The organism is Salmonella sp. SJTUF15581 (genome assembly GCF_043356775.1).
GTDB lineage: Bacteria > Pseudomonadota > Gammaproteobacteria > Enterobacterales > Enterobacteriaceae > Salmonella > Salmonella enterica.
In genome coordinates, this window is record NZ_JBEUJY010000002.1 from 530,421 (window position 1) to 543,621 (window position 13,201).

Here is a 13,201-nt window from a genome sequence, read left to right on the forward strand (position 1 = left end):
ATTAAAAAGGGATTATTTAACGCTTATTTTTGAGCATACGCCCATGATACTGGGCGCTAATGCACACATTTACGCTTTACCCGGCCTGCATAAAAAATTTCATAATTTGCGGTGATCTGGATCACATTCTTATATTTATACTCCTGTCATTCTTATTTCATTATGCATGAACTTTATTTCTTATATTGAGATTTAACGATTTAACCATAACCAAAATAGATAATCCTATTTCTATCATCCAGGCTGGAGAATGTTGAACAATGGCCAATATCGAAATTCGCCAGGAATCGCCATCGGCGTTTTATATAAAAGTACATGAAACCGATAATGTCGCAATTATTGTTAATGACCACGGTCTTAAAGCCGGAACACGTTTTCCGGATGGCCTGGAACTGACTGAACATATTCCGCAAGGCCATAAAGTTGCTCTGACGGATATCCCCGCTCACGGCGAAATCATCCGTTATGGCGAAGTCATCGGTTATGCGGTACGCGACATCCCGCACGGAAGCTGGATCGACGAGTCGCTGGTTGAACTGCCAAAAGCGCCGCCGCTGAATACGCTACCGCTGGCGACCAAAGTACCGGAACCGCTGCCGCCGCTGGAAGGCTACACGTTTGAGGGCTATCGTAACGCCGATGGCAGCGTCGGCACCAAAAATCTGCTTGGCATTACCACCAGCGTGCACTGTGTGGCGGGCGTGGTCGATTATGTGGTGAAAGTGATTGAGCGCGATCTCCTGCCCAAATACCCGAATGTCGATGGCGTTGTAGGGCTAAACCATCTGTACGGCTGCGGCGTGGCAATCAACGCGCCGGCGGCGGTCGTGCCGATTCGCACGATTCATAATATCGCGCTCAACCCCAATTTTGGCGGCGAAGTGATGGTGATTGGCCTCGGTTGCGAAAAACTGCAGCCGGAACGGCTGCTGGAAGGCACCGAGGATGTTCCCGCCATCGCCGTTGAAAGCGCCAGTATTGTGCGTTTACAGGACGAGCAGCATGTCGGCTTTAAATCAATGGTCGACGATATTTTGCGGGTCGCCGAACGCCATCTGACGAAACTGAACCAGCGCCAGCGCGAAACCTGCCCGGCCTCCGAGCTGGTCGTCGGGATGCAATGCGGCGGCAGCGATGCGTTTTCCGGCGTCACGGCAAACCCGGCGGTGGGTTATGCTTCCGATCTGTTGGTACGCTGCGGCGCGACCGTCATGTTCTCGGAGGTCACCGAAGTGCGCGATGCCATTCATCTTCTGACGCCGCGCGCCATCAACGAAGCCGTGGGTAAACGCCTGCTGGATGAAATGGCCTGGTACGATAACTACCTTGATATGGGGAAAACCGATCGCAGCGCTAACCCCTCCCCTGGCAACAAAAAAGGCGGACTGGCGAACGTCGTGGAAAAAGCGTTGGGCTCTATCGCTAAATCGGGTAAGAGCGCCATTGTCGAAGTATTGTCACCGGGCCAGCGCCCCACCAAACGCGGCCTGATTTACGCCGCGACGCCCGCCAGCGATTTCGTCTGCGGCACGCAGCAGGTCGCTTCCGGCATTACCGTACAGGTCTTTACCACCGGACGCGGCACGCCGTACGGGCTGATGGCGGTGCCGGTCATTAAAATGGCGACGCGTACCGAGCTGGCGAACCGCTGGTATGACTTAATGGATATCAATGCAGGCACCATCGCCACGGGTGAAGAGACAATCGAAGATGTGGGCTGGAAGCTGTTTCACTTTATTCTCGATGTCGCCAGCGGCCGGAAAAAGACTTTCTCGGACCAGTGGGGCCTACATAACCAACTGGCGATATTTAACCCGGCGCCAGTGACCTGATCCAGTCAGTACCCTTCTCCGACCAGGGTATAACCGCATAATCTGTAGACCGGGTAAGCGCCAGCGCTACCCGGTATTTTTTCGCCCTTAGTCTGTAGCCTGAAGTATGTCTGCCCGACATGCTTTTTTTATGCCTGACTTTCGATAACTTCCATTTTATTTCGAAACTTTCATTTATCAGATCAAAATCACAAAAAAACATTCCGAAAGCCTATAAATTCTTTCAAAGAAAACAAACGAAAGATTTCGGAGGAAGGATGTTTATCATTTCAGGCAGAACAATGCTAAAGAAGGCGCAGCAGGAAGGTTATGCTGTGCCGGCGTTTAACATCCACAATCTGGAGACATTGCAAGTGGTGGTGGAAACCGCCGCAGAATTGCGCTCTCCGCTGATTGTCGCCGGTACGCCAGGCACCTTTAGCTACGCAGGCGTCGGTAATATCGTGGCCATCGCCGCAGAACTGGCGAAAAGCTGGAACCATCCTCTCGCGGTACATCTCGATCATCATGAAAAACTGGCCGACATCAAAATGAAAGTCGCCGCCGGGGTACGCTCGGTCATGATCGACGGGTCGCATTTCCCCTTTGCCGACAATATTGCGCTGGTGAAAAGCGTGGTTGATTACTGTCATCGCTACGATGTCAGCGTTGAAGCTGAACTTGGGCGTCTCGGCGGGCAGGAAGACGATCTTATCGTTGACGGCAAAGATGCGCTTTATACCCATCCGGAACAGGCCCGGGAATTTGTAGAAAAAACGGGTATCGACTCGTTAGCCATTGCTATCGGCACCGCTCATGGCCTCTACACCGCTGAACCAAAACTTGATTTTGAACGACTGACGGAAATTCGTCAGCGGGTTGATGTCCCCTTAGTCCTTCACGGCGCCTCTGGCCTGCCGACCCGCGATATTACCCGCGCTATTTCGCTGGGCATCTGCAAAGTTAACGTCGCGACCGAGCTTAAAATCGCCTTTTCCGGCGCGCTTAAAAACTATTTAACGCAACACGCAGAGGCCAGCGATCCCCGCCATTACATGATCCCGGCGAAAGCGGCCATGAAAGAGGTTGTACGTAAAGTGATTGCCGACTGCGGTTGTGAAGGGAAGCTCTAAAGCCCCCGGATTTAGCACGGCAAAGGGCGTTTTCATAGCTGGATCACGAAAGCCATTATTATCCTTTGCCTTCAAACCAAAAATATTATGAAGATAAACAAAAGATATCGGAGCCAGAAGTGAAAGAAATAATTTCTCGTCACAAAGCAGGAGAACAGATAGGGATCTGTTCCGTATGTTCAGCACACCCGCTGGTGATTGAATCCGCATTACGTTTTGATCTGAATAGCGGGAACAAAGTTCTGATCGAAGCGACCTCTAACCAGGTTAATCAGTTTGGCGGTTATACCGGCATGAAACCGGCTGACTTTCGTGATTTTGTCTATGGCATCGCCCAGGAAGTGGGTTTTCCACGCGAACGGCTTATTTTAGGCGGCGATCACCTGGGACCTAACTGCTGGCAAAACGAACCTGCAGATACGGCGATGGAAAAATCCGTCGAACTCATTAAGGCTTACGTCGCTGCCGGGTTTAGCAAAATCCATCTTGATGCCTCTATGTCCTGCGCTGACGACCCGACGCCGCTGGACCCAATGGTTGTCGCTAAACGCGCCGCCCTGCTTTGCCAGGCAGCGGAAACGACGGCGACCGACGAACAAAAACGCCATTTAACCTATGTTATCGGCACTGAAGTTCCGGTTCCGGGCGGAGAAGCCAGCGCCATTAACGCCGTACATGTTACCCGCGAACAGGATGCGGCTCGCACGCTGCAAACGCATCAGGCTGCTTTTCGCGCCCTGGGGCTGGAGGAGGCATTGAACCGGGTTATCGCGATTGTCGTACAGCCGGGCGTAGAATTCGACCATACACAGATTATCCACTATCAACCGCAGGCCGCTAAAGCGCTTTCCGACTGGATAAAAGAAACGCCGATGGTCTATGAAGCGCACTCCACCGATTACCAAACTCGCCAGGCCTACCGTGCGCTGGTACGCGATCATTACGCCATTCTGAAGGTCGGCCCGGCGCTCACTTTCGCGCTGCGCGAAGCCATTTTCGCACTTGCGCAAATGGAAAACGAGCTGATCTCCCCGGAACAACGTAGTCGGGTACTGGAGGTCATTGATGAAGTTATGCTAAACGAGCCAGGCTACTGGAAAAAATACTACCGTCCAACCTGGAGCCAGGCGATGGTCGACATCCACTTTAGTTTGTCTGACCGTATTCGCTATTACTGGCCGCACCCGCGTATTCGTCAAAGCGTAGAGAAGTTAATCGCCAATCTGAATAACGTCACATTGCCGCTGGGATTAATTAGCCAGTTTATGCCCGTACAGTTTGAACGCCTGTCTGAGGGCGTGCTCACCCCCACGCCGCATAACCTGATTATTGACAAAATTCAGGATGTTCTGCGCGCTTATCGCTTCGGTTGCACGCCGGATGTCGCCTGAATAATGGAGAATTTATGAGCCAACTATTTGTCCGAACCGGAATCACATTCGACTCGAGCCAACAGGCGCTGGCGCACATTGGCAAAGAGATGCTGGCGAAAGGCGTGGTACATGATAGTTATCCGCAGGCGCTGGTGGAACGTGAAGCGTCTTTTCCTACCGGCATTGCGCTGGAGCGTCACGCCGTCGCTATCCCTCATTGCGAGGCGGTTCATGCGAAATCACCCGCTATCTATCTGATTCGTCCAGATAAGCCGGTCATGTTTCAACAGGCGGATGATGACGAAGAGATTGCCGTTTCGTTAATCATCGCCTTAATCGTTGAAAACCCGGCGGCACAGCTAAAACTTCTGCGCCGCCTGTTTAGTGAGCTACAGAACCCAAGCACCCTCGATGCCCTGTTAAGCGCGCCGGATGCCGAACTGGCGATACGCTTTCAGGAAACCATCCTTGAGCCTGAGCAGTGCGTCCAGGTTTGATAATAAATTGATAATAATGAGGAATACCCTATGAAACGTAAAGTAATTGTGGCCTGTGGCGGTGCGGTTGCAACCTCAACGATGGCTGCGGAAGAAATTAAAGAGCTATGTGATGCCAACCATATTGAGCTCGACTTAGTGCAATGCCGGGTCACCGAAATCGAAACCTATATGGACGGCGCCGATCTTATCTGTACCACTGCCAGGGTCGATCGCGCCTTCGGCGATATTCCCGTCGTTCACGGTATGCCTTTTGTTTCCGGCGTGGGTATTGAAGCATTACAGCAAAAAATTCTGTCCATTCTCATGGGGTAACGTATGTTTAGCGAAATAATGCGTTATATCCTCGACTTAGGCCCAACGGTGATGTTGCCTCTGGTGATCATCGTGTTCTCTAAACTGCTGGGAATGAAGCTTGGGGATTGTTTTAAATCGGGTTTGCATATTGGTATCGGCTTCGTGGGTATTGGTCTGGTCATCGGCCTGATGCTGGATTCTATCGGCCCCGCGGCGAAAGCCATGGCGGAACATTTCCAAATCAATCTCCACGTTATTGACGTCGGCTGGCCAGGTTCATCGCCCATGACCTGGGCGTCACAAATCGCGCTGGTCGCGATCCCTGTCGCCATCGGGGTTAACGTCCTGATGCTGGTGACCCGCATGACCCGCGTGGTGAATGTCGATATCTGGAATATCTGGCACATGACCTTCACGGGCGCCATGCTGCATCTGGCGACCGGTTCATACTGGCTGGGGATTCTGGGCGTTGTGGTTCATGCCGCCTTTGTCTACAAACTGGGGGACTGGTTTGCCAAAGATACCCGCGACTATTTTGGCCTGGAGGGGATTGCAATCCCACACGGTTCATCCGCGTACCTGGGCCCCGTGGCGGTGCTCGTTGATACCATTATCGAAAAAATTCCGGGCCTCAATCGTATTCACTTTAGCGCAGACGATGTCCAGAAACGCTTCGGACCGTTTGGCGAGCCGGTGACTGTCGGCTTCGTGATGGGGCTGGTGATTGGTGTACTGGCAGGCTACGACACCAAAGCCGTTCTGCAACTGGCGGTCAAAACCGCAGCGGTGATGCTGCTTATGCCACGCGTCATTAAACCTATTATGGATGGCCTAACGCCTATCGCCAAACATGCGCGTAAACGTCTACAGGCCAAATTTGGCGGGCAGGAGTTCCTGATAGGCCTTGATCCAGCGCTACTGCTCGGTCATACCTCTGTTGTCTCCGCGAGCCTGATATTCATTCCGCTGACCATCCTGATTGCCGTCTTAGTACCGGGGAACCAGGTGCTGCCGTTCGGCGACCTCGCCACCATCGGTTTCTTTATTGCGATGGCGGTTGCGGTACACCAGGGCAACCTGTTCCGCACGCTGATTTCAGGTGTCATTATTATGGGTATCACCCTGTGGATAGCCACCCAGACGATTGGCCTGCATACCCAACTGGCTGCCAATGCCGGAGCGCTAAAAGCTGGCGGACAAGTCGCCTCGCTGGATCAGGGCGGTTCCCCCATCACCTGGCTGCTGATTCAACTTTTTACCTGGCAGAATATCGTCGGCTTCGCCGTCATTGCCATTATCTATCTGGCTGGCGTACTGCTGACCTGGCGTCGCGCCCGACAGTTTGTCGCGGCTGAGAAAGCCACGGCGCTACAGCAAAGTCAAATCGCCTCTTAATTTTAGGGGAGCAATCGCTCCCCTCACCTTCCTGGAGAATGTTATGAAATCAGTGGTTATTCACGCTGAGGGAGACGTGCGCGTTGAAGAACGCCCCTTACCACAACTGCAAGCCGAGGACGATGTGTTGGTCAAGGTCGTTAGCTCAGGGCTTTGCGGGTCGGATATCCCGCGTATTTTCGCGCAGGGCGCCCATTATTATCCTATTACGTTAGGTCATGAATTCAGCGGCTACGTTGAATCCTACGGCACAGGCGTAACGGATATGCAGCCCGGCGATGCCGTCGCTTGTGTCCCGCTTCTTCCCTGCTTTCACTGTCCGCAATGCGAACGCGGTTACTTTTCTTTATGCAAACAGTATCAGTTTGTAGGATCGCGCAGCGAAGGCGGTAATGCGGAATATGTGGTGGTCAAACGGGCCAATCTTTTCCGCTTGCCGTCTGATATGTCAATTGAAGATGGCGCGTTTATCGAACCGATTACCGTGGGCTTACACGCCTTTCATCTGGCGCAGGGCTGCGAGGGGAAAAACGTAATTATCGTTGGTGCCGGGACAATTGGCCTGCTGGCCTTACAGTGCGCGCGGGAACTGGGCGCGCGAAGCGTAACGGCGATTGATATCAATCCGCAGAAACTGAAACTGGCGAAAGCGCTCGGCGCAACGCATACCTGTAATAGCCGGGAAATGACCGCAGACGACATCCAGACCGCGTTGTCCGACATTCAGTTTGATCAACTGGTTCTCGAAACGGCAGGAACTCCCCAGACCGTCTCGCTGGCTATCGATATCGCCGGGCCGCGCGCGCAACTGGCGCTGGTGGGGACGTTACATCACGATCTCACCCTGACAACGCGTACATTCGGGTTAATTTTGCGTAAAGAGCTCACGCTCCTCGGCAGTTGGATGAACTACTCCGCGCCATGGCCAGGAGAGGAATGGGAAACCGCAGCGCGCCTGTTGGCTGAAAAACGTCTTCAACTGGCCCCTCTCATTGCCCATCGCGGCGATGCGGAAAGCTTTGCAGAAGCAGTCAAAGCGCTTAATGGCGCGCCCATGCAGGGCAAAATCTTACTTCAACTTTCCTGATGGTACGAGCCAGCAACCTGCGCTGGCTCACATTTCCTTTCGAAATTTAGCGTTCACCTTTCGCAATCCTTCGTTTAAACTAGTTACAGTTAATTATCAGGCAAATCAATATGAACTCATTTGAGCGAAGAAATAAAATTGTCGACCTGATTAATACGCAAGGCAGCGTGCTGGTGATGGATCTTTCAAATACCTTTGGTATTTCTGAAGTGACTATCCGTGCTGACCTGCGTCTGCTGGAAGAGAAAGGCCTTGTCACCCGTTTTCATGGCGGCGCGGCAAAACCGGGAAGTCATCTGGCGGAAGGCGACAATCAGGAAGTCATTCTGGAAGATCGGTATCAACTCGCCAGCGATCCGAAAAAGCGGATTGCCCAGGCGGCTGCGGCAATGGTTGAAGAAGGAATGACCATCATTCTGGATAGCGGGAGCACAACATTACTGATTGCGGAAGCGCTCGCGCGAAAAAGCAATATTACGGTGATCACTAACAGCTTGCCTGCCGCTTTTACGCTATCAGAAAATAAAGATCTCACGCTGGTGGTCTGCGGCGGTACGGTACGGCATAAAACCCACTCAATGCACGGCACGATTGCGGAACGATCGCTACACGGCATCAGCGCCGATGTCATGTTTGTCGGGGCGGATGGCATTGATGCGACAAACGGTATTACCACGTTTAACGAAGGTTATTCCATTAGCGGCGTCATGGCGGCGGCTGCACACAAAGTTATCGCGGTACTGGACGCGACCAAATTTAACCGTCGCGGCTTTAACCAGGTATTGCCGATGGACAAGATCGACTGTGTGATAACCGATGACACCATCAGCAAACAGGATAAAGCGGCATTAGCGAAAACAGGCGTGGAATTAATGATCGTCTAAAAAGGAGTCGGTTATGCGTTGCTGATCGCGAGAGTAAGCCCGAAGGAAAGGTCCGGTCCGCTATCACCGCCCAATGCCCCCATCACTTTACCCACATCAATCACCTGATTGAGTATTAACGCGATGGCGATAAAAGGCGGTTCCCGGGCGCTCGCTTTTACTCTTCCTGCTGCTCCAGCGCGTACTTATACAGCGCATTTTTCTTCACGCCGTGAATTTCTGCTGCCAGCGCCGCCGCTTTTTTCAGCGGCAGTTCTGCCTGTAGCAGCGCCAGCGTGCGCAGCGCGTCGGCGGGCAGGTCGTCTTCTTGCGCTTTATGCCCTTCGACAATCAGCACCATTTCGCCTTTGCGACGGTTTTCATCTTCTTTGACCCACGCCAGCAGCTCGCCGACCGGCGCGCCGTGAATGGTTTCCCAGGTTTTGGTCAGCTCACGCGCCAGCACCACATAACGGGATTCTCCCAATACCGCGACGATATCTTCCAGGCTATCTAACAGGCGGTGGGTTGACTCATAAAAAATCAGCGTTCGCGGTTCCGTTTCAATGGCTTTTAGCGCATCACGGCGGCCTTTGGATTTCGCCGGTAAAAAGCCTTCATAGCAGAAACGGTCGGATGGCAGGCCAGCGGCGCTCAGGGCGGTAATCGCCGCACACGGCCCCGGTAGCGGCACCACGCGAATCCCCGCTTCACGGCAGGTACGTACCAGGTGGTAGCCCGGATCGTTAATCAGCGGCGTACCGGCGTCGGAAACCAGCGCAATGTTCTGCCCTTCTTTTAGCTTCGCGACCAGCGTTTCCGCTTTTTGTTGTTCGTTATGGTCGTGCAGCGCGAACAATCGGGCATTAATCCCAAAATGTTGCAGCAATAAACCGGTGTGACGAGTATCCTCGGCGGCAATCAGATCTACAGCCTGTAACACCTCCAACGCACGCTGGGTAATATCCGCCAGATTACCGATAGGAGTAGGTACAATAAAGAGTTGGCCCTGAGAATTATCCGCCGATTCGTTTTGTTTCATTGTGTCGTCCGTATTGCCGATTTAATATTGAGCATTGCGTAAAAAAATATCACTGGATACAGTATGGTACCCTCAACATTTTCTCGTTTGAACGCCGCACGCGCGCTGCCTGTCGTCCTGGCTGCGCTACTTTTCGCCGGGTGCGGCACCCAGGCGCCAGATCAAAGCGCAGCCTATATGCAGGGTTCAGCGCAAGCTGACTCCGCCTTTTACCTGCATCAGATGCAGCAAAGCGCAGATGATAGCAAGACCAACTGGCAATTACTCGCCATTCATGCACTGCTGAAAGAAGGAAAAAGCCAGCAGGCCGTCGAGTTGTTCAATCAACTCCCGCAAAATCTGAACGATACCCAGCGTCGCGAACAGTCTTTATTAGCGGTAGAAATCAAACTGGCGCAAAAAGATGTCGCAGGCGCGCAGGCCTTGCTGGATAAACTAAAACCCGCCGACTTTGCGCCAAATCAGCAAGCGCGTTACTGGCAGGCGCAGATCGTTGCCAGCCAGGGACGCCCGTCGCTTACCCTGTTGCGGGCGTTAATCGCCCAGGAACCGCTACTGGCGGCGAAAGATAAACAAAAAAATATCGACGCCACCTGGCAGGCGCTCTCCGCCATGACGCCGGATCAGGCCAGGACGTTAGTTATCAACGCTGATGAAAATGTGCTTCAGGGCTGGCTGGATCTGCAACGCGTCTGGTTTGACAACCGCAACGATCCAGACATGCTGAAAGCCGGGATCGCCGACTGGCAAAAACGCTACCCGCAAAATCCGGGGGCGAAAATGCTGCCGACGCAGCTCGTCAATGTACAACGTTTTAAACCAGCTTCCACCAGCAAAATCGCTCTGCTGCTGCCGCTGAACGGTCAGGCTGCCGTGTTTGGCCGTACCATCCAGCAAGGTTTCGAAGCCGCGAAAAACCTCGGCACCCAGGCGGTAGAGATGCAGCCTGCCGCCGCGCCTGACGCGCCGGTAGAACCTGGCGTGGAGGAGACGCAGCCACAAATGACCAACGGCGTCGCCAGTCCGTCGCAGGCCTCGGTGAGCGATCTGACTGATGACGCTCCATCCCAGTCCGCTACGCCAGTCAGCGCGCCACAAACTCCCCCTGCTACAGCAAGCGCGCCGGCGGATCCCTCCGCTGAATTAAAAATCTACGATACCTCTTCCCAGCCGTTGGATCAGGTGCTTGCTCAGGTTCAGCAAGACGGCGCCAGTATCGTGGTCGGGCCGCTGTTGAAAAACAATGTGGAAGCGCTGATGAAAAGCAACACGCCGCTCAACGTGCTGGCGCTCAACCAGCCGGAAACGGTACGTAGCTTCCCTAATATCTGCTATTTCGCGCTCTCTCCGGAAGATGAAGCCCGTGACGCGGCGCATCATATTTATAACCAGGGCAAGCAGTCGCCGCTGCTGTTGATCCCACGCAGCACGCTTGGCGATCGCGTGGCGAACGCCTTCACCCAGGAGTGGCAAAAACTGGGCGGCGGCATCGTGTTACAGCAAAAATTCGGCTCCGTAGCCGAGCTGAAAATGGGCGTGAACGGCGGCGCGGGTATCGCGTTGACGGGCAGCCCGGTCGCCGCCAGCGTGCCTGCGCAGCCTGGCGTCACCATTGGCGGTCTGACCATCCCTGCGCCGCCGACCGACGCGCAAATCACCGGCGGCGGACGCGTAGACGCGGTCTATATTCTGGCTACGCCGGAAGAGATTGGCTTTATCAAACCGATGATCGCCATGCGTAACGGCACCCAGAGCGGCGCGACGCTGTATGCCAGCTCCCGCAGCGCGCAAGGCACCTCCGGCCCCGACTTCCGTCTGGAGATGGAAGGTTTACAATACAGTGAAATTCCTATGCTGGCAGGCGGCAATATGCCGTTGATGCAGCAGGCGCTGAGCGCTGTACATAACGACTATTCTCTGGCGCGGATGTACGCCATGGGCGTGGATGCCTGGACGCTGGCGAACCACTTTTCGCAGATGCGTCAGGTGCAGGGATTTGAGATCAATGGCAATACCGGCGCATTAACCGCCAGCCCGGATTGTGTGATTAACAGGAAGTTATCATGGCTCAAATACCAGCAAGGGGAGATTGTTCCCGCCAGCTAACGCGTAAACAGGCTGGCGACGCGTGGGAAGCTGCCGCGCGTCGCTGGCTGGAAAGCAAAGGACTGCGGTTTATCGCCGCCAACGTGCGCGAGCGCGGCGGCGAAATCGATCTGATCATGCGCGACGGAAAAACGACGGTTTTTGTTGAGGTCCGCTATCGGCGCTCCGGGCTTTATGGCGGCGCGGCGGCTAGTGTGACCCGCAGCAAGCAACACAAATTATTACATACTGCCCGCTTGTGGCTCGCCCGCCAGAATGGGAGTTTTGATACTGTGGATTGTCGGTTCGATGTGTTAGCCTTCACCGGAAATGAGATTGAGTGGTTTCGGGATGCGTTTAACGACCACTCATAATTGAAGATTTTAAGGATTAGCGTGCTCGAAAGAATCAAAGTTTGCTTTACAGAAAGCATTCAAACTCAAATTGCTGCGGCGGAAGCGCTTCCGGATGCCATTTCCCGCGCCGCCATGACGCTGGTTCATTCCCTGCTTAACGGCAACAAAATCCTCTGTTGTGGAAACGGGACGTCCGCGGCCAACGCACAGCATTTTGCTGCCAGCATGATTAACCGCTTTGAAACGGAGCGACCCAGTTTACCCGCCATTGCACTAAATACCGATAATGTGGTCTTAACTGCGATCGCTAACGATCGCCTGCACGATGAAGTTTATGCAAAACAAGTCCGGGCGCTGGGACATGCAGGCGATGTTTTATTGGCGATCTCTACGCGTGGTAATAGTCGCGATATCGTAAAAGCCGTTGAAGCAGCCGTCACACGTGACATGACCATTGTGGCGCTAACCGGGTATGACGGGGGTGAGCTGGCCGGACTATTAGGGCCGCAGGATGTTGAAATTCGTATCCCTTCACACCACAGCGCGCGCATTCAGGAAATGCATATGCTGACGGTAAACTGCCTGTGCGATTTGATCGATAACACGCTTTTTCCTCACCAGGATGATTAAGGAGTACACATGAAGGCATTTTCGCCGCTCGCAGTCCTTATTTCTGCGTTGCTATTGCAAGGTTGCGTCGCCGCCGCGGTAGTGGGTACGGCAGCCGTCGGCACCAAAGCCGCAACCGACCCGCGTAGCGTGGGCACCCAGGTGGATGACGGAACGCTGGAACTGCGTGTCAGCAGCGCGCTGTCGAAAGATGAGCAAATCAAAAAAGAGACGCGCATCAATGTCACGGCTTATCAGGGCAAAGTTTTGTTAGTGGGGCAGTCGCCAAACAGCGAACTCTCCGCACGCGCTAAACAGATAGCGATGGGCGTTGAAGGCACCACCGAGGTCTATAACGAGATTCGCCAGGGTCAGCCTATCGGCCTGGGGACCGCCTCTAACGATACCTGGATCACCACGAAAGTTCGCTCACAGCTACTGACCAGCGATCAGGTAAAATCGTCAAATGTGAAAGTCACCACCGAGAATGGCGAAGTGTTCCTGCTGGGCCTGGTGACTGAACGTGAAGGTAAAGCGGCAGCAGACATCGCCAGCCGGGTGAGCGGCGTGAAACGCGTGACCACCGCCTTTACGTATATTAAGTAACCGGTGTGCCGGGTGGCGATAAGAATGTGTAAACCGCGTCGCCATCC

Annotated in this window: 13 protein-coding genes; 12 read left to right on the top strand and 1 reads right to left on the bottom strand. The window is 53.8% G+C overall.

The features are described 5' to 3' along the window. The first annotated feature begins 260 nt into the window (after positions 1-260). The 8 genes from garD to ABVN36_RS06105 all read left to right on the top strand — a co-directional run bounded on the left by garD (position 261) and on the right by ABVN36_RS06105 (position 8,477). On the top strand, positions 261-1,832 hold the full coding sequence (garD, locus tag ABVN36_RS06070; RefSeq protein WP_023138261.1) for a galactarate dehydratase: 1,572 nt from the start codon (positions 261-263) through the stop codon (positions 1,830-1,832). A gap of 257 nt (positions 1,833-2,089) precedes the next feature. After that, positions 2,090-2,944 carry a tagatose bisphosphate family class II aldolase gene (locus tag ABVN36_RS06075; protein ID WP_000469979.1) on the top strand — a complete coding sequence of 285 codons (855 nt, stop codon included), beginning with the start codon at positions 2,090-2,092 and terminating at the stop codon, positions 2,942-2,944. Between the two features lie 119 nt (positions 2,945-3,063). Then, on the top strand, positions 3,064-4,335 hold the full coding sequence (gatZ, locus tag ABVN36_RS06080) for a tagatose-bisphosphate aldolase subunit GatZ (protein ID WP_001805535.1): 1,272 nt from the start codon (positions 3,064-3,066) through the stop codon (positions 4,333-4,335). A gap of 14 nt (positions 4,336-4,349) precedes the next feature. Further along, a complete protein-coding gene (gene gatA / locus ABVN36_RS06085) occupies positions 4,350-4,814 on the top strand; it encodes a PTS galactitol transporter subunit IIA (protein ID WP_000080445.1) in 465 nt (154 codons plus the stop codon). A gap of 30 nt (positions 4,815-4,844) precedes the next feature. After that, complete coding sequence (gatB, locus tag ABVN36_RS06090) at positions 4,845-5,129, top strand: PTS galactitol transporter subunit IIB (protein ID WP_000824293.1); 285 nt, start codon at positions 4,845-4,847, stop codon at positions 5,127-5,129. 3 nt (positions 5,130-5,132) lie between these two features. Beyond that, positions 5,133-6,506, top strand: a complete 1,374-nt coding sequence (locus tag ABVN36_RS06095) for a galactitol-specific PTS transporter subunit IIC (protein ID WP_000490604.1) — start codon at positions 5,133-5,135, stop codon at positions 6,504-6,506. Positions 6,507-6,549: 43 nt separating this feature from the next. Continuing rightward, positions 6,550-7,593, top strand: a complete 1,044-nt coding sequence (gene gatD / locus ABVN36_RS06100; RefSeq protein WP_198908278.1) for a galactitol-1-phosphate 5-dehydrogenase — start codon at positions 6,550-6,552, stop codon at positions 7,591-7,593. Between the two features lie 110 nt (positions 7,594-7,703). Next, on the top strand, positions 7,704-8,477 hold the full coding sequence (locus ABVN36_RS06105; protein WP_001083899.1) for a DeoR/GlpR family DNA-binding transcription regulator: 774 nt from the start codon (positions 7,704-7,706) through the stop codon (positions 8,475-8,477). Positions 8,478-8,634: 157 nt separating this feature from the next. Here ABVN36_RS06105 and rsmI read toward each other — a convergent pair whose 3' ends face one another. Further along, complete coding sequence (gene rsmI / locus ABVN36_RS06110) at positions 8,635-9,498, bottom strand: 16S rRNA (cytidine(1402)-2'-O)-methyltransferase (RefSeq protein WP_000812295.1); 864 nt, start codon at positions 9,496-9,498, stop codon at positions 8,635-8,637. A gap of 63 nt (positions 9,499-9,561) precedes the next feature. On the opposite strand from rsmI, the gene ABVN36_RS06115 reads away from it, so the two are divergent. From ABVN36_RS06115 to dolP, 4 genes are read left to right on the top strand one after another with little or no spacing between them, the layout of a single operon-like run. Next, complete coding sequence (locus ABVN36_RS06115) at positions 9,562-11,604, top strand: penicillin-binding protein activator (RefSeq protein ID WP_023138262.1); 2,043 nt, start codon at positions 9,562-9,564, stop codon at positions 11,602-11,604. After that, the gene (locus ABVN36_RS06120) at positions 11,562-11,957 is read left to right on the top strand and encodes a YraN family protein (protein ID WP_000057285.1); all 396 of its coding nucleotides are present in this window, start codon (positions 11,562-11,564) and stop codon (positions 11,955-11,957) included. The genes ABVN36_RS06115 and ABVN36_RS06120 overlap by 43 nt, the downstream gene beginning before the upstream one ends. A gap of 21 nt (positions 11,958-11,978) precedes the next feature. Beyond that, a complete protein-coding gene (diaA, locus tag ABVN36_RS06125) occupies positions 11,979-12,569 on the top strand; it encodes a DnaA initiator-associating protein DiaA (RefSeq protein ID WP_000893481.1) in 591 nt (196 codons plus the stop codon). A gap of 9 nt (positions 12,570-12,578) precedes the next feature. Continuing rightward, positions 12,579-13,154 (top strand): division/outer membrane stress-associated lipid-binding lipoprotein, encoded by a 576-nt coding sequence (dolP, locus tag ABVN36_RS06130; protein ID WP_000643280.1) that lies wholly within the window; start codon positions 12,579-12,581, stop codon positions 13,152-13,154. The last annotated feature ends 47 nt before the right edge of the window (positions 13,155-13,201 follow it).

Coding starts and splice junctions, on each gene's coding strand:
- garD (WP_023138261.1), top strand. CDS start 261: ATGGCCAATATCGAAATTCGCCAGGAATCGCCATCGGCGTTTTATATA.
- ABVN36_RS06075 (WP_000469979.1), top strand. CDS start 2,090: ATGTTTATCATTTCAGGCAGAACAATGCTAAAGAAGGCGCAGCAGGAA.
- gatA (WP_000080445.1), top strand. CDS start 4,350: ATGAGCCAACTATTTGTCCGAACCGGAATCACATTCGACTCGAGCCAA.
- gatB (WP_000824293.1), top strand. CDS start 4,845: ATGAAACGTAAAGTAATTGTGGCCTGTGGCGGTGCGGTTGCAACCTCA.
- ABVN36_RS06095 (WP_000490604.1), top strand. CDS start 5,133: ATGTTTAGCGAAATAATGCGTTATATCCTCGACTTAGGCCCAACGGTG.
- gatD (WP_198908278.1), top strand. CDS start 6,550: ATGAAATCAGTGGTTATTCACGCTGAGGGAGACGTGCGCGTTGAAGAA.
- ABVN36_RS06105 (WP_001083899.1), top strand. CDS start 7,704: ATGAACTCATTTGAGCGAAGAAATAAAATTGTCGACCTGATTAATACG.
- rsmI (WP_000812295.1), bottom strand. CDS start 9,498: ATGAAACAAAACGAATCGGCGGATAATTCTCAGGGCCAACTCTTTATT.
- ABVN36_RS06115 (WP_023138262.1), top strand. CDS start 9,562: ATGGTACCCTCAACATTTTCTCGTTTGAACGCCGCACGCGCGCTGCCT.
- ABVN36_RS06120 (WP_000057285.1), top strand. CDS start 11,562: ATGGCTCAAATACCAGCAAGGGGAGATTGTTCCCGCCAGCTAACGCGT.
- dolP (WP_000643280.1), top strand. CDS start 12,579: ATGAAGGCATTTTCGCCGCTCGCAGTCCTTATTTCTGCGTTGCTATTG.